The organism is Paenibacillus aquistagni (genome assembly GCF_900177815.1).
Taxonomy (GTDB): domain Bacteria; phylum Bacillota; class Bacilli; order Paenibacillales; family Paenibacillaceae; genus Paenibacillus_B; species Paenibacillus_B aquistagni.
Genome location: NZ_FXAZ01000009.1, coordinates 11,464 through 31,675, shown reverse-complemented (window position 1 = coordinate 31,675; position 20,212 = coordinate 11,464). Strand labels below are relative to the sequence as shown.

The 20,212-nt window shown below is 48.0% G+C and carries 16 protein-coding genes and 1 other annotated feature; all 16 genes read left to right on the top strand.

Annotation, left to right across the window (positions count from 1 at the left end; genetic code table 11):
* The first annotated feature begins 132 nt into the window (after positions 1 to 132).
* Positions 133 to 1,125 (top strand): M23 family metallopeptidase, encoded by a 993-nt coding sequence (locus tag B9Y93_RS22290; protein WP_176229004.1) that lies wholly within the window; start codon positions 133 to 135, stop codon positions 1,123 to 1,125.
* Positions 1,118 to 2,002: a M50 family metallopeptidase gene (locus B9Y93_RS22285; protein WP_085498428.1), complete on the top strand. Its 885-nt coding sequence runs from the start codon at positions 1,118 to 1,120 to the stop codon at positions 2,000 to 2,002. Before B9Y93_RS22290 ends, B9Y93_RS22285 begins: the two co-directional genes overlap by 8 nt.
* Before the next feature lie 114 nt (positions 2,003 to 2,116).
* Positions 2,117 to 3,361: an Rne/Rng family ribonuclease gene (locus B9Y93_RS22280; RefSeq protein ID WP_085498426.1), complete on the top strand. Its 1,245-nt coding sequence runs from the start codon at positions 2,117 to 2,119 to the stop codon at positions 3,359 to 3,361.
* Between the two features lie 79 nt (positions 3,362 to 3,440).
* Positions 3,441 to 3,524 (top strand) — a sequence feature (ribosomal protein L21 leader region).
* A gap of 11 nt (positions 3,525 to 3,535) precedes the next feature.
* On the top strand, positions 3,536 to 3,847 hold the full coding sequence (gene rplU / locus B9Y93_RS22275) for a 50S ribosomal protein L21 (protein ID WP_085498424.1): 312 nt from the start codon (positions 3,536 to 3,538) through the stop codon (positions 3,845 to 3,847).
* 8 nt (positions 3,848 to 3,855) lie between these two features.
* Positions 3,856 to 4,188, top strand: coding sequence for a ribosomal-processing cysteine protease Prp (locus B9Y93_RS22270; RefSeq protein ID WP_085498423.1), 333 nt, complete (start codon positions 3,856 to 3,858; stop codon positions 4,186 to 4,188).
* Positions 4,189 to 4,202: 14 nt separating this feature from the next.
* Positions 4,203 to 4,514, top strand: coding sequence for a 50S ribosomal protein L27 (gene rpmA, locus B9Y93_RS22265; protein ID WP_085498421.1), 312 nt, complete (start codon positions 4,203 to 4,205; stop codon positions 4,512 to 4,514).
* A 160-nt stretch (positions 4,515 to 4,674) separates the two neighbouring features.
* Positions 4,675 to 5,418 carry a Spo0B domain-containing protein gene (locus B9Y93_RS22260; protein ID WP_244903539.1) on the top strand — a complete coding sequence of 248 codons (744 nt, stop codon included), beginning with the start codon at positions 4,675 to 4,677 and terminating at the stop codon, positions 5,416 to 5,418.
* Between the two features lie 15 nt (positions 5,419 to 5,433).
* The gene (gene obgE, locus B9Y93_RS22255) at positions 5,434 to 6,750 is read left to right on the top strand and encodes a GTPase ObgE (RefSeq protein ID WP_085498417.1); all 1,317 of its coding nucleotides are present in this window, start codon (positions 5,434 to 5,436) and stop codon (positions 6,748 to 6,750) included.
* 37 nt (positions 6,751 to 6,787) lie between these two features.
* Entirely contained in the window at positions 6,788 to 7,930 is a 1,143-nt protein-coding gene (locus B9Y93_RS22250; protein ID WP_169026482.1) for a GntR family transcriptional regulator, read from the top strand.
* A 383-nt stretch (positions 7,931 to 8,313) separates the two neighbouring features.
* On the top strand, positions 8,314 to 9,732 hold the full coding sequence (locus B9Y93_RS22245; protein WP_085498413.1) for an ABC transporter substrate-binding protein: 1,419 nt from the start codon (positions 8,314 to 8,316) through the stop codon (positions 9,730 to 9,732).
* 82 nt (positions 9,733 to 9,814) lie between these two features.
* Positions 9,815 to 12,757 (top strand): extracellular solute-binding protein, encoded by a 2,943-nt coding sequence (locus B9Y93_RS22240; RefSeq protein WP_085498411.1) that lies wholly within the window; start codon positions 9,815 to 9,817, stop codon positions 12,755 to 12,757.
* Between the two features lie 89 nt (positions 12,758 to 12,846).
* On the top strand, positions 12,847 to 13,740 hold the full coding sequence (locus B9Y93_RS22235) for a carbohydrate ABC transporter permease (protein WP_085498621.1): 894 nt from the start codon (positions 12,847 to 12,849) through the stop codon (positions 13,738 to 13,740).
* Positions 13,741 to 13,746: 6 nt separating this feature from the next.
* Positions 13,747 to 14,616: a carbohydrate ABC transporter permease gene (locus tag B9Y93_RS22230; RefSeq protein WP_085498409.1), complete on the top strand. Its 870-nt coding sequence runs from the start codon at positions 13,747 to 13,749 to the stop codon at positions 14,614 to 14,616.
* A 12-nt stretch (positions 14,617 to 14,628) separates the two neighbouring features.
* On the top strand, positions 14,629 to 16,692 hold the full coding sequence (locus B9Y93_RS22225; protein ID WP_244903538.1) for a YIP1 family protein: 2,064 nt from the start codon (positions 14,629 to 14,631) through the stop codon (positions 16,690 to 16,692).
* Between the two features lie 12 nt (positions 16,693 to 16,704).
* Positions 16,705 to 19,314: a DUF5696 domain-containing protein gene (locus B9Y93_RS22220; RefSeq protein ID WP_139829211.1), complete on the top strand. Its 2,610-nt coding sequence runs from the start codon at positions 16,705 to 16,707 to the stop codon at positions 19,312 to 19,314.
* Positions 19,311 to 20,198, top strand: coding sequence for a carbohydrate ABC transporter permease (locus tag B9Y93_RS22215; protein WP_085498405.1), 888 nt, complete (start codon positions 19,311 to 19,313; stop codon positions 20,196 to 20,198). Before B9Y93_RS22220 ends, B9Y93_RS22215 begins: the two co-directional genes overlap by 4 nt.
* Positions 20,199 to 20,212 lie beyond the last annotated feature (14 nt).

Sequence of the window (20,212 nt, the reverse complement as noted above, 5' to 3'; positions counted from 1 at the left end):
GAGGTGAAGGCGTGTTTTTTGTGCTGCATCCGTGTAAAAGCAAGGATGAAGCTTAAATGCTAAAGCATATTCGCTTCTCATTGTCCATACATATAGCTACAAGAGGAAATGGACAAGGTGGGAGGGTCGAGCATGAAAAAAGATATAAGAAAGCGAAGACAAGAGCGGATACGCGAGTTGATGATGGGACAAGCGCCTGAGCATGCAGAAGAGCGTTGGAAGGGAACCAAATATTCTTATCAATCGGATCGTTCGATAGAGATGCCAAAGCCAGCAGATGATCCGTGGAACAGCGAGCCAAGAATTCACGTGGAGCCATTAGGTGAGCGGGGATTCCAAGTATCGGGATTAGATGGTGTCGGGATGGAAGCTTGGCCTTCGGACGAGACGGGCAAATTCGAGCGTTCACAACTTGATGACCCCGAGCAGGCATGGAAGACTTCGCGAGCAAGCTGGGAGGAGCGTTATGGCTGGAGTGATAAGCCTGATAAGCCTGGGAAGCCAGTCGCGCCGCGTTGGCTGCGTACGCTGAAGTGGCAGCTGGCGGGAGCCCTCATCCTAGGGATAGCAGCCGTAGCTTCTGTTCAGCTGACAACGCCGTGGCAGGCAAAGGCAAATGCCTTTTTGAGCGCATCCTTAACGGAGAACATGAATTTGGAACCAATTGCTGTTTGGTATAGAGAAACTTTTGGCGGCTCACCTGCGTTTATTCCTATATGGGGTTCTCACGCACAGGATACGAAGGAGGTTCAAGCAGCAAGCAAGCTCACACCTCCGATCGCTGGACAGGTCGTCCAATCATTTGCTGTGAATATGAACGGGATCGAGCTGGCGCCGACAGGTGCAGACCGACTGGTGCGCAGTGCGGCTACCGGACGCGTGATCAAGGTTGACCTGGATGACAAGGAGCACATGACAGTAACGATTCAGCATGCGGATGGATATTATACGGTTTATGGTCATTTGGCCTCAACTGAGGTGAGCAAGGACGATTGGGTGGAAGTGGGAACGGAGCTTGGCACGCTTTATGAAGATTCAACAACGGATCAAGAGAAGACCCTATACTTTGCTGTCATGAAGAATGGGCAGTACGTTGATCCGGTGGATGTGATGGATCTTGATTAATTGGGGCGGCACCACTTACTCCATTCATCCGCTCTTTGTGATGCTGCTTGCCTTGTCTGCCATCACAGGGCATATCCTAGAGCTGGTTACCCTATTTGTTATCGTCATCGTCCATGAGATGGGACATGTGCTTACGGCGAAAGCCTTCGGTTGGAGCATTGAGGAAGTAAAGCTGCTTCCTTTTGGCGGTGTTGCTGAGACGAAGGATGGTGCGGTTGCGCCTGGATGGCAGGAGTGTATCGTTGCAGCGGCTGGACCGCTGCAAAACGGAATCATGATTGTGATTGCCCTATGGTTTGCCCACATGGGCATTTGGTCGTTAGAATGGGCGAATTATTTTATCGAAGCCAACATGCTGATCGCATGCTTTAATCTGCTGCCGATCCTGCCGCTGGATGGGGGACGGATGCTTCAAGCTAGCTGTGGAAGGCTTGTCAGCTATCATCGTATGCTCATTATGGGCGTGTGGTTTAGTTTAGTATCGAGCACTCTGCTTGGAATATTTGCTCTATTGCCGCTGTTCAATAAAGAACCCTTGCACCTGAACATGCTCGTGCTGTCTATCTTTTTAGCATGGAGCAATTGGGTGGAACGCAAGCATATTCCATATCGCTTTGTTCGCTTCTTAGTCAATCGCCCGAAGCGGCTGAGACGCTGGGAGCAAGAGATACATCTTGGGCAGCCGATCATCACGGAAGCAGATAGGCCAGTATCTGCGATCTTAAAAAGATTTCGAAGAGATATGTATCATTTGATTTATATCATGGGCCAGAATGGCCGTATTGAAAAAATTATTCCCGAGCAGCAGTTGATTGATGCATACTTTGATGATCCGAATTCTTCGCCTGAGCAGAGCCAAAAACCTACAAAGAGATAGACAAGATGAGGTGAAGAGGATGAAAATTATTACAACGTACGTTAAAACCTGCATGTTCATCACTTCCTCCTTCATGTTACAATGGAGTGAACGCGCTTGAGTAGAGGTGATGCCATGAAACAATTAATTGTTCACTGTAAAGATCAAGTGACACAGATGGCGTTGTTAGAGCATGGGCGTCTCGTAGAATATACAGTTGAACGAGCCGAAGGCACGACGCTTGTCGGCAGCTTTTACAAAGGTCGCGTAGTCAATGTACTTCCAGGAATGCAGGCTGCATTTGTCGATATTGGGCTTAAGAAAAATGCTTTTCTATACGTGGATGATTGCTTGCACCCTCATCTAGAGAAGCAGCCAAAGGAGAAACCCTCCATTACAGAGCTGCTAAAGCCAGGCCAAGAGCTCATCGTTCAAGTGATGAAGGAGCCGCTTGGCGGCAAAGGCGCACGCGTAACGACTCATTATTCGCTTCCAGGTCGGTTCTTGGTGTATATGCCAAGTGCGGACTATATCGGGGTATCGAAGAAGATCGAGCAGGAGTCTGAGCGCAGTCGGCTGAAGCATCTAGGAGAAGCTATTCGCATGAATGAAGAAGGGGTCATTCTTCGAACGGCAGCAGGGGATGAGAGTCATGGGGCATTGGAGTCGGATATTCAATATTTGCGTGAGCTGTGGTTGAAGATACAGGAGCGGGCGAAGCAGGCTGTTGCTCCTTGCTTGATTCACCATGATCGCAATGTGATTGAACGCTATATCCGCGATGCCTTCAATCGCGAGGTACAAGAGCTCGTCATTGATGATGAGCGACAAGCGAAGCAATTGCTTGCTTATGTACGAACATTTGCGCCAGAGCTTAGCAATCGCGTGCACGTGTACCGGGGCAGAGATTCTGTCTTTGAGCGATACGGCGTTCGGGACAAGCTTAATAAGTCATTTCAACGGAAGACATGGCTGCATAGCGGCGGCTATCTTGTATGGGACCAGACCGAAGCGCTGACTGTTGTGGACGTGAATACGGGAAAGTATACGGGAACGAGTGATTTGGAGGAGACCGTGTATCTGACCAACAAAGAGGCCGCAGAGGAGCTTGCGCGTCTCATTCGTTTAAGAGACATTGGCGGAATCATTATTGTGGATTTTATCGATATGTCTTCAGAAGAGCATCGCGAGGATATTGTCCATGTGCTTGAGGAACATATGAAGCGTGATCGCACAAAATGCCTTGTTGTAGGCTGGACGAAGCTCGGGCTTCTAGAGATTACACGCAAGAAGGTTCGCGAGCAGGTGATGGATCGTATGTATACGCTCTGTCCTGCATGCGAGGGGACAGGCAAGAAGCTGAACTCCTTTCCTACATAGGTCTTTTCCAAGTCTTATCATTGACTTATGATTAACATCGTGTTACTATCATCAAGTATGTGTTTAGTTATAAGCTGCACACATGCTGTAACCGCACGGAACAGGTATGAAGCATGGCTGCTTGTACAGCCATCACCTGAATAAGGCGAGTCTGAGACATGAGGAGGTGCAACAATGTACGCAATTATCGAAACAGGTGGCAAGCAGTACAAAGTTCAACAAGGTGATGTATTGTACATCGAGAAGTTGAGCGCAGCAGACGGCGAAAGCGTAACTTTCGACCGTGTATTGGCAGTGTCCAAAGACGGAAGCCTAGTAGCAGGTACTCCAGTTGTAGCGGGTGCAACAGTTACAGGTAAAGTTGAAAAGCATGGTAAAGGTGCAAAAATTACCGTGTATAAGTACAAGCCTAAGAAAAACTACCGTCGTAAGCAAGGTCATCGTCAACCTTACACTAAGGTTACGATCGAAAGTATCCAAGCGTAAGGTGTGACATGATTCGTGTCACGATTACTCGGAATCCCGACGGTCTGATTGATAGCTTCACGATTCGCGGACATGCAGGATTTGCTCCTCATGGAGAAGATATTGTATGTGCTGGCGTTTCCGCTGTAACGGTGGGCGCTGTAAACGCGATTGAAGCATTGACTGGCGTGTCCTTGGACAGCAAGGTGAAGGATGGGTTCCTGAACGGCTTCGTGCCGAGGCTTCAGGATACCAGACAGATCGAGCAGGTTCAACTGCTGCTGGAATCCATGATTGTCAGTCTCAAAACAATTGAAGATTCATACGGAACGTATCTTCAAATAAACGAACGAAATAAGTAAGGAGGTAGACTACGATGATGAAACTTAACCTTCAGTTGTTCGCATCCAAGAAAGGTGTAGGTTCCACGAAGAACGGTCGTGATTCCCACTCCAAGCGTCTTGGTGTGAAGCGCGCTGATGGCCAACTCGTTACAGGTGGTAGCATCTTGGTTCGCCAACGCGGTACTAAGATTCACCCTGGAACTAACGTAGGCATCGGTAAAGATGACACTTTGTTCGCGAAAGTAGAAGGCGTTGTGAAGTTCGAACGTTGGGGTCGCGATCGCAAGAAAGTGAGCGTCTACCCAGTTGAAGTAGCACCAGTTGCAGCAGCTGTGGAAAAATAAGACGTTTTCTAAAACCCTCGGCTCATGCCGGGGGTTTTTTTGCGTGGATTTGCTTGATCGGAAGGATTGGCACGGCGCCCTTTTGGACGACTACTCCTAGACATGCTATACTGTATGACGAGAGTTGGTAACTATTTGGTTAATGAGTGAGGGGCATGCAATGGGGAAAGCCTGGAACGTGCAGTGGATCTGTGGTCTGCTGGCATTCGGATGTGCCGTGGCACTTGGCGGTTGGAACCTTACGATGATCTGGCGAATTCTTGCCATGCTGCTGCTGATAGGCAGTATCGGCATAGGAGCGCTGCTTTATTGCAAAGCGAGAATAGCCAGTGAGAAGAAGAAAGTGCACAGCGCTTATCAGAATGCGTTAGATGTCATCAATCATCAGCGTCATGACTGGATGAATGAGCTTCAATTGCTATATGGCTATGTACGACTCAAGAAGTTTGATAAACTGCCGGATTGTGTGGAAAGCATAAAGGAAAGAATGGCGGAAGAGAGCCGGATATCGAAGCTGGGATCTCCCGAGCTTGTTATCTATTTGCTGCGCAATCGAGTGTCGGGCCTGATGATGCCGCTTGAGGTGGAGATATCCGACACGATTGAATTACCGCGCATCGGTGCCGATCAGGATCAATTAACGGATCTCATCATCGATGCAGTTCAAGTGTTTCGCTATGCACCGAAGATTAACGGACAGCATGTATCTCCGCTCCGAATATCCATGAGCGTTGAGGAAGATGGCTTGTGGATTGACTTCGATTATCAAGGAAAACTGCTTCGGCCGGACGAAGTGGCAAGTCAATTACAACAGATGGCAACTGAACGCGGCGCGCGGCTGAAGCAGTTGTCGAATCAAGAGCAAGATCAGACATACAGATGGATTATTCCCTGTACAGCATAAAGAGGTGGAAGAACGGTGTTTGTAGATAAAGCGAAGATATATGTTAAAGGCGGAGATGGTGGAGATGGTCTAATCTCCTTCCGTCGTGAGAAGTATGTACCGAATGGCGGCCCGGCAGGTGGAGACGGCGGACGCGGAGGCAGTGTTATTTTCCGTGTCGATGAAGGGCTTCGTACCTTGGTTGACTTCCGTTACCAGAAGCACTTCAAAGCGAAACGCGGAGAAAAAGGCCGGACGAAGAGCCAGCACGGCGCAGGTGCTGAGGATATGATCGTACGTGTTCCACCAGGAACGGTAGTTGTGGATGATGATACACAAGAGGTTATTGCTGATCTAACACGTCAAGGCCAAGAAGTAGTGGTTGCCAAGGGCGGACGTGGAGGCAGAGGCAATATTCGCTTTGCGACACCAGCGAATCCAGCACCAGAGCTTGCGGAGCATGGAGAAGAAGGTCAGGAGCGCTGGGTTGTGCTTGAGCTTAAGGTTATGGCTGATGTTGGTCTTGTAGGCTTCCCGAGTGTGGGCAAGTCCACGCTGTTGTCGGTAGTGTCTGGAGCTAGGCCGAAGATTGGCGCTTATCATTTTACAACGATTACCCCGAATCTGGGTGTGGTTGATGTCGGGGACGGAAGAAGCTTTGTCATGGCCGATCTCCCAGGCTTAATTGAAGGCGCGCATACTGGAATCGGGTTAGGACATGAGTTCCTGCGCCATGTTGAACGCACAAGAGTGATCCTTCATGTTGTGGATATGGCTGGAACAGAAGGCCGTGATCCGTTCGAAGATTGGGTAAAGATTAACGATGAACTGAAGCTGTATAATGAGAAGCTGGCTGAACGCCCGCAGATCGTGGCTGCCAATAAGATGGACATGCCAGAGGCAGAAGAGAACTTGGAGCGATTCCGCAAGCAGGTTGAAGAACTTCGAGATGATGTTCAGATTGTACCGATCTCTTCTTTGACGAAGATGGGTGTTCAAGAGATGATTTATAAGACGATGGATCTTCTGGAGCAAACACCTGATATGCTTGAAGTGGAAGAGGTTGCAGAGGTTGAAGAACGCAAGATCTACCGCATGGAGAAGAAAGAGGAAGGTCCGAAGTTCACCATTCGTCGTGAAAATGAAGGCTTTGTGATTGAAAGCGAAGCAATCGAGAACATGATGAAGCGGATGCAGATGACTTCTCATGAAGCCATTCTGCGCTTCGCCCGCACCTTGCGCCATATGGGAGTTGACGAGGAGCTCCGCAAGCTTGGAGCTGAAGAGGGGACGATTGTTCGTATCGCTGATTTCGAATTTGAGTTTGTCGAAAGCAGTGGCTATTACTACTAAGATGCAAAAAAGTTAACAGGTTGGAATGGTGTTGATCATGAACAAACCTTTATACGCTCAAATTGCAGAGCATCTGATCCAACTGATTAATGCAGGACAATACCATCCCAACGACAAAATTCCGACGGAGATGGAACTGGCTGAGCAGTTTGGGGTTAGTCGCATAACGACAAAAAGAGCCTTGCTCGAACTTGAGAATCGAGGATATATTTATCGGAAGCGTGGGAGTGGAAGCTTCGTGAAGGAGCCTTCCATCACCCCTGCTCCTCAGGTGAATATGAATATGGATTCATCACATACGAGGCGGCATTTGTCTATTGTGCTTCCTTATGTTGATGCAGGCAAAGATCTGCATTACTTTAGAGGTGTGGCAGATTATATTGAGAAGCAGGGGATTATGCTTAGTCTCCATTTTACCGATTGGCGGGCAGACAAAGAGCGAGATGTGCTGCTTCATCTGAGGAACTATGGAACAGGTGGGATTATTTGGTACCCTGTTAATTCAAACAACAATGTAGACATTGCTCACATCCTGCATGCTGAGAGGCATCCGCTTGTGCTGCTGGATCAATATTATGACGGCTTAGCCGTCCCGAGTGTCGTGTCGGATAATCGGGCAGGGGGCTATGCTGCTGCAGAGCATCTCATTAAGCAAGGACATCGGCGAATTGCGTTTGTGTCAAGCATCCTGATTGAGCAGCGAAGCTCAGTAAGAGATCGGTTCTTGGGCTATTGTCAGGCCCATATGGATTATGGAATACCGCTTCATCCAGAGTATATCGTTGCAGGATTCCACCAAGAACTATGGGCGCAAGGAAAGAGTAAGTTCTATTCGGGGCTCATTCAGCCTTTGATCAATATAGGGGTTACGGCTATACAGGCAGAGCATGACTATATTGGCTTGGACATCATTGACGTAGCAATGGAGCTAGGCATGAAGGTCCCTGAGCAATTGTCAATCATAGGCTATGACAATATTAGCATTGCAGGCACACATCAAGTGCCGTTGACAACGGTTAATCAGAATTGCTACGAGATCGGTCGCAAAGCAGCTGAGCTTATGTATTCGATGATGAGTACCGAGCAGGGGATGAGTGCAGGGGAGCATGGTGTGGTCTCTATCCCTGTGCAATTCATTGAACGTCAGTCCACTTCTCCTGTGACAGAACATGACATGTAAATCGAAATACCGTATTAATGATGAGGACAGCTCATTCGTTAATACGGTTTTTTTTGTATGAAAATGCTGAAATAGACGGAATATTAGGCATATCAACTTCGGGAAAACGCTATGTTTCCACATTGCTTCGCATTCTTTTTATGATAATAAGGTATATCATATTAGTCAAGATTATTATTTTTATACCAAAAAGGGATTTACAAAATGGGATAAAGCGGATATTATAATCCCTGTAAGCGCTTACCGATATCCATATTTTATGATTTATGCTACGGATAACATCCTTTTTGTCCAATTTGGTATGTTATAGGTCATATTATTGTAATTATGGTATATCAATATGTTAGGGGAAACTCATTATCGAGAGGGGATGAAGAGAAGGGATGAAGGGGATTAAAGTCTTTCTCATGTGTACGTTGTTTTTGTTAACGCTTGCAGGTTGCGGTGGTACGAGCAATGGGACGACAGAGTCAGCAGCGAACACGCAAAAAGAAAATTCTTCAACAACTTCGAATCAAAATGAGGGCACAAGCTCAACAACAAACACTGAGGACGAGAAAAAATTTGATCTTCAGGGAGCGACCATCAAAATTGGTCAGTGGTGGGATGGTGCTGATCCACGAGATGTACCGGAAGAAGAGCGTTCCATTGGCGTAGAGGAATCCATTAAAAAGCTTGAGGAAGTTGAAGCAAAATATAACGCTAAAATTGAATACGTGACATTTGCGGATTATGGGAAATACGTAGAAAACTTCACAACGACATCGCTTGCTGGCGAGCCATTCGCTGATATCGTGGTGCTTGAACTGTTCTGGGCATTCCCGCAGCTTGCGAAGAAAGGCTTCATTGCACCGCTTGATGATTATCTTGATCTGAGTGATCCGAAGTACAACGCATGGATGAAATCCGGCGGCTCCTTTAACGGAAAACAATATGGATTCTATGACGGTGTTCCATCTCCTTACGGATTCTTCTACAACAAGACGATGGTGGAGGAGATGGGTCTAGAGGATCCATTTGAGCTTCAGCAAAAGGGTGAGTGGACATGGGAGAAATTCCGTGAGCTTGCCAAAAAAGCAACCAAAGACACGAATGGCGATGGCAAGATCGACGTATACGGCATTGCCGGGGCTTACGGGAAAGTAAACTATATGGGCGAACAATTTATCTACAGCAATAAAGGTTCTGTGGATCGTGATGAGAGCGGCGAGATGAAGTTCTCAATGGATTCCAAAAATTCCATTGAAGCGCTGCAGTTCCTGTCTGATCTATATAACGTAGACAAATCCATCATGCAGCCTGTGCCTGATGATGCGGCCAAAGAATTCGTAGCAGGCAAAGGCCTGATGTACGGCGGATTCAACTGGGAAATGGGCGGGCTCATGGAGAAGATGCCAGGCAAAACACTTGGATACGTCTTCTTCCCGAAAGCGCCACAAGCAGATGATTATATGAGCTTTACGCCATTTGGCAATATGTACATGGTATCGAAGTATTCAAAAAATGCTGAGGCAGCAGCACATATTCTCGATGAAATCAGCCTCTTCGGACGTGGAGAAGAGATCGCGCTGCAATCACTTGAAGAAAAAATGCCAACAAAAGATATCTTCGAGACACGCAAGCTTATGCGTCAGAAGATTGACTACTCCGGTGGATATTATGCGCTTCCTGATTCCGGAAAATTATTTGAAAGCGTTATCGATGCCATTATTAAAGACAAAGCATCTCCAGCGACAGCTGTTGAAAAAGTGAAGCCGCAATTTGAGGCTAGCTTAAATAAGCTGCTTCAGGATAGTAAATAGCACACACCTTAAGAACAAGGCTTGCTCCTGCTACAAAGCCATCATGTACACAGCAGGAGCAAGCGATACAAGGGGGAAGCAAATGCTGCACCGTAAGAAGATTGCATTCTTGCTCATTGTCGTGATTGCATTGGCGGCAGTTGTCGTCTTGTGGATCACATCGGGCCGCTCCAGCGAGACGGTAATCGATTACCCCATAGACAGTTCAGGTCTACTATCAGTTGGAACCTATCAGAAGAAGGATGGATATCAAAGCTACATCAATCATTACGCGAAGGAAGAACGACCGCTGGAGGAGATTCTCATACCAGCAGAATCCTATACGATGGTTCAGGGGATGGACGAACCAACGCCTGAAGCGATACAAGGCCTGACACAACGAGCTGTACGGACAGGCGCTGACGGAGCGATGGAATGGCAATTCCATGTGAAGAAGGCAGGGCTATATCAGATCGATATGACGGTATCACCTGCAGCTGGCAAGGACTCGGACGTGGAGCGAGAGCTTCGAATTGATGGAGAGCTGCCTTTTACAGAAGCAAAGAGCTTGATGTTTCAACGAATTTGGAAGGACGAATCAACGGAAGTCGTGCGGGATGCACGCGGGAATGATCTCACGCCAAAGCAGATGGAAGAACATCTGTGGCAGACGATTCCATTAAAGGATGGAGCGGGATACGAGCCGAGGCCGTTCCTTTTTTATTTTAGCGAAGGGGAACACACGCTGCAGCTTATCTCGGTCAAAGAACCGATGGACATTGCGAATATTAGAATCTACAACCCTCTAGACCTTCCAACTTATGAGGAGGTTGCGAAGGGTTATGAATCAGAGAATATACCGATGCCAAGTGATGTCATGATTAAGGTTCAGGGAGAAGACGCCAGCCTCAAGTCCTCTCCATCTCTGCTGCCATTCTATCATCGTGCGAGCCCTGCCGTGGAGCCATATTCAGTATCCAAGCAGCGCAATAACGTTATTGGAGGCTATGCATGGCGAGCGCCAAGCCAATGGCTGGAGTGGGAGATCGAAGTGCCTGAGGATGGATTGTATACGCTGTCTATGAAATATTTGCAGAACTTCGTAACCGGTTCCTCCACGCTTCGATCGTTAACGATAGATGGGGATCAGCCGTTTAAGGAAGCAGAGCGCATCGGATTTCCATTCAGCACTTCCTGGCAGATGAAGACCCTTGGCAAAGATGAACATACACCTTATTTGTTCCATCTCACGAAAGGCAAGCATGCGGTACGACTTGAGGTATCGCTTGGCGAGTATGCGCCAATTATTCGGGCGGTCGAATCAAGCATTCTTGAGCTTAACAGCATGTATCGTGAGATTATCAGCTTTACAGGTACTGTTCCAGATACCTATCGGGATTATCAGTTGGATCAGCGGATTCCGGAGATGACATCTGTATTCCAAAAACATAGCGAGACCCTGTTGCAGATTGGAGAGATGATTCAAAGTCCAAGCGGAGGCAAGGAGCGAGCCGCTATCTTGAATACGCTGGCTTATCAACTGCAGGATATGGCCGCAAGGCCAGATACGGTTCCGTCGCGAATCGAGACCTTCAGCACGAATGTAGGCGCACTAGGGGCGTGGATTCCTACCTTGAACGAGCAGCCGCTTACGATTGATTATCTTATTGTCGCTTCGCCTGACGTCAAGCTGCCTGATCCGGAGGCATCACAGATGAGGAAGCTGTATACAGGCGTACAGCAGTTCGCGGCTTCATTTGTTGAGAAGTATGATCAGTTTAGTTTGACGGAGGAAGAGGACAAGGTAATTAACGTTTGGGTAACGACAGCAAGAGATCAGGCGCTGATTCTGAATCGGCTAATTGCTGATCGATTCACACCGGACACAGGCATTCACGTTAATCTGAAGCTTGTACCCGCAGGCGTTCTGCTGCCTTCGACCATTGCAGGCAAAGGTCCAGATGTGGCGCTAGAAGTCGGCAATGAATTGCCAGTCAACTATGCGACACGCAATGCGGTAGCAGACCTTACGCAATTTGACGATTACGAGAAGGTCACGGAACGGTTTCATCCTAGTGCAACAGTACCTTATCAATTTAATGACAAGGCCTATGCGCTTCCTGAGACGCAGACTTTTCCTGTCATGTTCTATCGCAAAGACATTCTCGTTGACGAACTCAATCTAGAAGTGCCGCGTACATGGGATGAGTTGATGGCTTTAATACCGAAGCTGCAAAAGCGCAATCTCCAGGTCGGCCTGCCAGAACGTCCGCTCAATACGATGGGCAATGAGACGGCGAACACGGATGTGGTGACGCTCCCACCGAATCCGACCTACAGCATGCTGCTGTTCCAGAATGGCGGATCACTGTATAAGGATGATGGCATGGAGAGTGGACTGGATGAAGAGATCGCTGTTCAAGTCTTCAAGAAGTGGACGGATCTGTATGTGAACTACAAGCTCCCGATCCGTTCTGATATCGCGAACCGATTCCGTACAGGTGAGATGCCTGTTGTCATCAGCGATTACACGCTGTTTAACAAGCTGAACGTATTTGCTCCGGAGATCAAGGGATTGTGGGAGTTTACTTCTGTCCCAGGCGTGAAGACGGCAGCAGGCGCGATTCACAAAGATGTAGGAAGCAGCGGGACGGCGGCGATCATGATGGAATCCTCAGAGAACAAGCAGGAGGCATGGGAATTCCTGAAGTGGTGGACAACGAAGGAGACACAGGTTGCGTTTGGCCGAGAACTGGAGATTCGAATGGGGGCATCGGCAAGATACCCAACAGCGAATCTAGAAGCACTCGATGAGCTTCCTTGGCAGACAAGCGATCTGAACAACCTAAAGGAGCAATTCCAATGGGTAAGAGGGATTCCGGAGGTTCCAGGCGGATACTTCACGGGGCGTCACCTTGACAATGCCTTCCGCAAGGTTGTTGTTCAAGGCGAGGATGCGCGGGAATCGCTTGATTATTATTTGCGCTATATCAATGAAGAAATTACATTGAAGCGTCAGGAATTCAATCTTCCCTATAAGAAATGAGGGATCACATGAATGCAATCTACGAACCGAATCCGAATCTGGATCAGAATAAAGCGCCGCTTGCTGCCAAACATCGATTAAAGGCAAAGATGCTCGGCCATTGGAAAGATGTTAAGCGCAACAAGCATGCACTCGTTTTATTAGCGCCCTATTTCATTATTTTCTTTACCTTTACCGTATTGCCGGTCCTGATGTCGCTTGTGCTTAGCTTTACGTATTTCAATATGCTCGAAGCGCCGCGCTGGATCGGCTGGGCGAATTACGCGCGGTTGTTCGCTCAAGATGATGTCTTTCTCATTGCCTTGAAAAATACGCTGCTCTTTGCCGCGATTACCGGACCAATCAGCTATATGGCCTGCTTTTTCTTTGCTTGGCTGATCAACGGGCTTCCGCCAAAGCTAAGAGCATTTCTCACCTTGGTGCTTTATGCGCCATCTATTGCAGGGAATACCTATCTCATATGGACTTTGCTGTTCAGCAGCGACTCCTATGGGTATATGAACGCCTTCTTAATGAAGTGGGGCTTTATTTTAGAGCCTGTACAGTGGCTGCAGGACCCAAGATTTATGCTGGCTATCCTTATTCTCGTTCAACTGTGGCTAAGTCTTGGTACCGCATTCCTTGCCTTTATCGCAGGACTGCAAAATGTCGATCGCACCTTGTACGAAGCGGGAGCTATTGATGGGATAAGAAATCGCTGGCAGGAACTGTGGTTTATTACGCTGCCAGCGATGAGGCCGCAATTGATGTTCGGTGCGGTTATTCAAATTACGAATGCCTTTGCTGTTGCGGAGATCTCCATCTATCTGCTTGGCTTCCCAAGCGTGGATTATGCCGCGCATACGATCGTCACGCACTTGATCGACTACGGTACGATTCGCTATGAGATGGGGTATGCCTCTGCCATTGCGACGGTTCTCTTTGTTATCATGCTGTCCACAAACTTGATTACGCAGAAGCTGCTTCGGAAAGTGGGGGATTAAAGACAGATGAAGGGGATAAGCATCCGAAGTAAGCGAGTCAACCGATCTTGGTTGATGGATATCTTTTTATTTTTGCTGCTTGGGCTTGTGGCTGTATTTATGGCCTTGCCTTTAGTCTTTACGATCAGCAATGCGTTCAAGCCGCTTGATGAGATCTTTATCTTCCCACCAAGATTCCTGGTGCGGAATCCAACCTTTGATAATTTTAGAAACCTGGTCATTTTGTTTGCGGATACATGGGTTCCATTTTCAAGATATGTTTTTAATACTTTCTTTATTGCCATCCTGGGGACAGTCGGGCATGTCATCATCGCCTCCGCTGCGGCATATCCGCTTGCGAAGGTGAGATTTCCAGGGCGCAATATTTTATTTAGCTTGGTGGTCATGGCACTCATGTTCACTCCTTACGTCACGCAGGTGCCAAACTATATGACTGTCACTTGGCTTGGCATGGTGGATACCTATTGGGCTGTCATACTGCCTGCCTTCGGGATGACGCTTGGCTTGTACCTGATGAAGCAATTCATGGAGCAGATCCCCGATGCGCTGATTGAGGCCGCCAAGGTGGATGGTGCAAGCGAGTACCGAATCTTCTGGCAAATCGTGATGCCGATTGTAAAGCCGGCATGGCTGACGCTGATTATTTTTTCCTTGCAGAATCTATGGACAGGAAATTCCGCTGCCACGAGATTTATCTATAGCGAGCAGCTCAAAACCGTCGATGCCGCATTCAGTCAGATTGCCGCAGGCGGCTTGGTGCGCACCGGACCCGTTGCGGCCGTTACGCTGCTTATGATGCTCGTGCCGATTACCGTATTTATCGTTACGCAAAGCAACATTATTCAAACGATGTCCACGTCTGGCATAAAGGAATAGGAGGGGAGCGACATGACGACGATCAAGAAATCTGTAGCTGCAATCTGCGTGATGATCCTTGCGCTCTTGACGGCGGGAAGCGCATATGCTGCTCCTGAGGACAGCTATACCTACTCCTATTGGGGAGACCCCGTTCCTTCACCTTCGCCATATGCGGCAGTATCGGTTCTATATGGCAAGGACATGGGCGTGGACAGCTTGAATATGCCGCAGGATATGTTCGTCAGTACGAATGGCGATATCTACATTGCAGATACAGGGAACAATCGAATTCTCGTGCTCGATTCGAAGTGGCAGGTAACACGCACGATCACGGAGTTTGACAATAATGGCGCACAGGATGCGCTAAATGGCCCTGAGGGTATTTACGTAAGCGAGCAGGGAGACCTCTATATCGCTGACACGCTGAATAAGCGCGTACTTCAGCTCTCGAAGGACGGCAAAGCTGTTCTCGACATACGAAAGCCTGAATCCTCGCTTATTCGCTCAGGCTTCGAATACACGCCGACGAAGATTGCTGTCGACCGCGAAGGTCAAATATATACCGTCAGCCGAGGTTCTTATGAAGGAATTATGATGTTCGACAGCGATGGCGCCTTCGAAGGCTTTATTGGCACGAATCGCGTCAAGTTCAACCCTATCGACCTGTTCTGGAAGCGAATCTCGACGAAGGAACAGCGGAGTCAGATGGAGATGTTTGTTCCACTAGAATTCAACAATTTGTCTCTTGATGAGGATGGATTCATCTTCGCCACGACATCGGAGGAAAACTCGGACTCTCCAGTGAAGCGGCTTAATCCATCAGGCGTGGACATCTTGCGAAGCAAGGGTTACTTTCCGGTAAAAGGAGATATCAATACGCTTCAAGTCAGCAGTGCGCCGGGCAGCTCTATTATGATTGATGTCGCATCCGACAAGGGGGGGATGTATTCCTTGTTGGACTCGAAGAGAGGCCGTATCTTTACATACGACAAAGAAGGCAATCTGCTCTACGTATATGGCGGTTTGGGAAGCAAAATTGGCAAATTCAGAACGCCGTCTGCCTTTCAAATGCTTGGGGAACGCATGCTGGTGCTGGACAAAGGCTTGAATAGACTGACGGTGCTTGAGCCTACAGAGTATGGCATGGCTGTTCGTGATGCGGTTACGCAATTGTACAATGGCCAAGTCGAGGCATCGACGGAAGCCTGGCAGCGCGTGCTGGCTTTAAACGGGAACAATGATGTGGCTTACATCGGCATAGGCAAGTCATTGTTGAAGCAAGGCGACAATGCCGGGGCGATGAGCTACTTTCAGCTTGGCAACCATCGGGAATGGTACTCCGAAGCCTTCAAGCGCTTCCGCAAAGATATTCTTATGGAGAACTTTGGCACGATCGTGATGACAATTGTGCTTGGTATCGCGGCTATCGTAGGCGCAGTGAAGCTGTTCACGCGCAGAGTGGAGGGTCACTATGATGAGGTTGGAGTCATTCGCAATCCCTTCTACACGATGATTCATCCCTTCAATGGATTCTGGGAGATGAAGTATGAGAAGAAGGGCAGAGTGAAGATAGCGCTGCTGCTCGTTATCCTGCTCGTTATTTTTACGATTATTAAAAAGCAATACAGCGGCTTTGTTGTCAATATGAACAACTTGGCGGATATGAACAGCCTGCAGGAGCTGCAATACATCGCTCTTCCTTTCCTGCTGTGGTGTGTAGCGAATTGGTCGCTCACAACACTAATGGATGGCGAGGGGAAATTCAAGGATATCGTCATGGCGACAGGTTATGCCTTGATGCCGCTCGTTATCATTTTGATTCCACAGACGCTGCTTAGCAACGTTATGACGCAAGGAGAGAGTGCGCTGTACTATCTGCTTGACGGTATTGCCTATGCATGGTGCTTGGCGCTGCTATTTGTTGGTACCATGACGGTGCATCAATACTCTCCAGGGAAAACGCTGGCGACGATGCTTCTGACGCTCGTTGTCATTGGGATCATATTGTTCTTGTCCCTATTGTTCTTTAGTATGATGCAGCAGATTGTGAATTTCGTGGTGTCGATCTATCGCGAGATTTCATTCCGAATGTAAGGAGGGACGGATGTGATTCGAATACGGCAACGGATGAAGGTAATCGTATACTTGCTGCTGCTTGTCGGTGCTCCGCTAATCATTGCTTTCATGTGGAGTGGCAAGCTTGAGCAGGCATCGACGGAAGCGGTGGGAGCTGTTCAGTCTCGAACGCTTCCGCAAACAACGAAAGTCGTACAGCTGGATATGGATAAGGATCAGCATAAGGATGCACAAAGCTTAAATACGGCAGAAGAAAAACAAGCGCTCTTGCAAATGGAGAAGATGGCGGAGAATGAGCATCTGAAGCTTTATCTGAATAAGACAACAGCAGAGATCGCAGTTGTAGACAAGAAGTCCGGATATACATGGTTTTCGAATCCGCAGTCAAGACAAGCGGATACGATCGCAACTCCGCTGTACCAAGCAGAGCTTGCTTCCCAGCTCATCGTCAATTATTTCAGTGAGAATGGGCAGCTTATCCGCATGAACAGCTATGACGAAAGTGTAATGAAGCAGCAGTTCAGCATTGAGCCTATGGATGACGGAGTTCAGGTAACCTATCTCTTGGGTGATGCGGGCGATAAGCGGGGGAGAATTCCCCAAGCCATTCATAAGGACCAAATGGAGAGCAAGATCTTGTCCAAGCTTTCAGATGATGATGCGCGCAAGCGCTGGTTGTCCAGATATCGTCTAGATGAGGGCACGGGAATATATCGGTTGCGCCAGCTTCAAGACTATATTGCGGAGGAAATGGCAGTTCAATTGAGCGAGATCGGATATACCGAAGAAGATGCTCAGGCCGATGAAGGCGAAGTTGAGATTGAACAGACTAAGACCAAGCAGAAGCCTGAGTTTGAGATTGTGATGCAATACCAGCTTGATGGGGAGCAGTTCATCGCGGCTGTGCCGACTGACAAGATTGTGTATAAGCCGGCATTTCCGATCGCATCGATTGATGTGCTTCCATTCTTCGGAGCAGCAGGCCAAGAGGCCAATGGCTATATGTTTGTGCCAGATGGTTCTGGCGCTCTGATTCAGCTTAACAGCAACAAGCTTAATGCGGAGCCCTTTGTCATGCCGCTGTATGGCTCTGATGAGATGTTTCAGATTGAAGAACAGTGGCAGGTTAACGAGAAGGCGCGCATGCCGGTGTTTGGCATGAAGCAAGATGATCAGGCTTGGATGGCCGTTATTGAAGATGGGGATGGGCTTGCGACGGTCTTAGCGGATATCAGCGGACGTAATCATTCGTATAACAGCGTATCTTCGCGTTATCGCGTGCTCGCCATGGATCGATATACGCTCACTTCCGGTACGAAGTCAAGCTCGGTTCCGATGTTTGAGAAAAAAGGATATGAAGGAGAGTTTCGTATTCGATACTCTTTCTTATCCAATGAAGATGCGGATTATACGGGCATGGCCAATATCTATCGCCAGTATTTATCCAACCATTATGGATGGAAGCCAATCAGCGGCAAGGAAGCACCATTTGTACTGGAATTGCTCGGTTCTTTTCCGAAGCAGAAGTCATTCCTTGGTATTCCTTATGAATCCAATGAAGCACTGACAACCTTCAATCAAGCGCAGCAGATAACCACGATGTTAAAAGACGCGGGAGTGGAAGAGATTGCTATTCGTTATGTGGGATGGTTCAATGATGGCATCCGCCATGAATCTCCGCGAAGTGTCAGCGTGGATGACGTCCTCGGAGGCAAGAAGGGCTGGCAGCAGTTGGCATCGTATGCAAAAGAACAAAATATTACGCTGTATCCAGACGTAGCCCTTATGCAGCAGTATGAGACATCCAAGCATGCTGCATATTATTTGACGCAGTCCAAGGGCCGCAAGTATGACTATGATCCTGTTATGAATATGCAGGACAAGAGCGGCTTCTCTTACACACTGCTTAGTCCAGCAAAGCTTGAGGACACAGCAGCAGCCTTTACGTCCCGGTTGATGAAGCTGGAAGCAGGCGGCGTATCCTTAAGGGATCTTGGCGATACACTGTATTCCGATTTTAATCCGTCTCAGATGATCTCCATACAAGATACGCTTAAAAAAGCGGCGGGAATGGCGAGGTCGATTCATGATTCGGGTGAGCGAGTTATGGTGAAGGGGGGCAATGCATACGTGCTGCCTGCTGCTGATGTTGTTGTCAATACGCCGATCATGAGCAGTCGCATGAACCTTGCTGATGAAGAGATTCCATTCTATCAGATTGTCCTTCATGGCTATGTGGATTTGGCTGGGGCGCCATTCAATCAAGGGAGTACGAATGATGTTCGCACGTCCATGCTTAAGGCGGCTGAGACCGGAATGAGCGTTTATTATTCTTGGTTCTACTCGGATTCGTCAGCTGTAAAAAATACGGATTATGACGGTTATATGTCTCATGCTTATGCGCTGTGGAAAGATGAAGCGATCAAGCAGTATAAAGAGCTTGCAGAACTTCACGCGTTGACTCGTGGACAGATGATTACAGAGCATCAAAACCTAGCAGATGGTGTTACATTCACGAAATACAGCAATGGCGTCGAGGTCATTGTGAATTACAATGCGGATGTCGTAATTGAGGCAGCAGGCAAACAGGTGGAGCCGATGAGCTTTGTTGTAGGAACAGGCGGTGATTACTCCTCATGAAAAAGTTAACGATTAGTCAGCGTAAAGCAGCCGTAGGTGTTTTGTTTTGCTTGCCGCTTATGTTCGGCTTGCTCCTGCTGTTTATTCTTCCTTTAGTCCAGTCCTTCCGCTACAGCTTAAGTGATCTGAATTTGGTTCAGGGCGGGTTTGAACTGGAGTACAAAGGGTTCAGTAACTATGTCAGCTTGTTTGTATCTAATCCAACCTATATTCGCGAGCTGACAGAGGCTGTTGTTGATATGGTCGTCAATGTGCCGATTCTGATTATTTTCAGCTTGTTTTCCGCTGTGCTGCTTAATCAAAAATTCAAAGGAAGAGGCTTTGTCCGCGCAGTGTTCTTCCTTCCTGTTATTCTCGCGTCAAGCGCGATTGCAAACATGGATATCAGCTCTTTTGTTGGCAGCTCTACGCCAGGTTCAGGCTCTGGAGCTGAGGGCAGCATGCTGCAAAGCTTTGAGCTGAAGAAAATGATGCTTGAAGCAGGGCTTGCCGAAGTGTTTGTTGATTATTTGACCGGAGCGGTAGACCGCATATACGAGATTATCAGTACGTCAGGCGTTCAGATGCTTATTTTCCTAGCGGGGCTGCAATCGATATCTCCATCGCTCTATGAAGCCTCGAAGATTGAAGGGGCGACTGGCTATGAGATCTTCTGGAAGGTGACGTTTCCGATGATGACGCCTTTGATTCTTACGAATACGGTATATTCCATCATCGATACCTTCAGCCGCAACAAGATTAGCTTAACGATCTCTGAAACGGCCTTTAAAGTGTTTGATTTTGGCTTGAGCTCAGCCATGTCTTGGGTGTATTTCCTTGTCATCACGCTGCTGCTTGCGGTTGCGGCAGGATTGATCTCGCGCAAAGTGTTCTATTACGATTGAGGAGGCCGGATGCC

Excerpts from the sequence above, each read along its gene's own strand:
- B9Y93_RS22230 (WP_085498409.1), top strand. The coding sequence starts at position 13,747 with ATGAAGGGGATAAGCATCCGAAGTAAGCGAGTCAACCGATCTTGGTTG.
- B9Y93_RS22215 (WP_085498405.1), top strand. The coding sequence starts at position 19,311 with ATGAAAAAGTTAACGATTAGTCAGCGTAAAGCAGCCGTAGGTGTTTTG.
- B9Y93_RS22250 (WP_169026482.1), top strand. The coding sequence starts at position 6,788 with ATGAACAAACCTTTATACGCTCAAATTGCAGAGCATCTGATCCAACTG.
- B9Y93_RS22245 (WP_085498413.1), top strand. The coding sequence starts at position 8,314 with ATGAAGGGGATTAAAGTCTTTCTCATGTGTACGTTGTTTTTGTTAACG.
- B9Y93_RS22225 (WP_244903538.1), top strand. The coding sequence starts at position 14,629 with ATGACGACGATCAAGAAATCTGTAGCTGCAATCTGCGTGATGATCCTT.
- B9Y93_RS22260 (WP_244903539.1), top strand. The coding sequence starts at position 4,675 with ATGGGGAAAGCCTGGAACGTGCAGTGGATCTGTGGTCTGCTGGCATTC.
- B9Y93_RS22270 (WP_085498423.1), top strand. The coding sequence starts at position 3,856 with ATGATTCGTGTCACGATTACTCGGAATCCCGACGGTCTGATTGATAGC.
- B9Y93_RS22290 (WP_176229004.1), top strand. The coding sequence starts at position 133 with ATGAAAAAAGATATAAGAAAGCGAAGACAAGAGCGGATACGCGAGTTG.
- B9Y93_RS22280 (WP_085498426.1), top strand. The coding sequence starts at position 2,117 with ATGAAACAATTAATTGTTCACTGTAAAGATCAAGTGACACAGATGGCG.
- rpmA (WP_085498421.1), top strand. The coding sequence starts at position 4,203 with ATGATGAAACTTAACCTTCAGTTGTTCGCATCCAAGAAAGGTGTAGGT.
- rplU (WP_085498424.1), top strand. The coding sequence starts at position 3,536 with ATGTACGCAATTATCGAAACAGGTGGCAAGCAGTACAAAGTTCAACAA.
- B9Y93_RS22235 (WP_085498621.1), top strand. The coding sequence starts at position 12,847 with ATGCTCGGCCATTGGAAAGATGTTAAGCGCAACAAGCATGCACTCGTT.
- B9Y93_RS22240 (WP_085498411.1), top strand. The coding sequence starts at position 9,815 with ATGCTGCACCGTAAGAAGATTGCATTCTTGCTCATTGTCGTGATTGCA.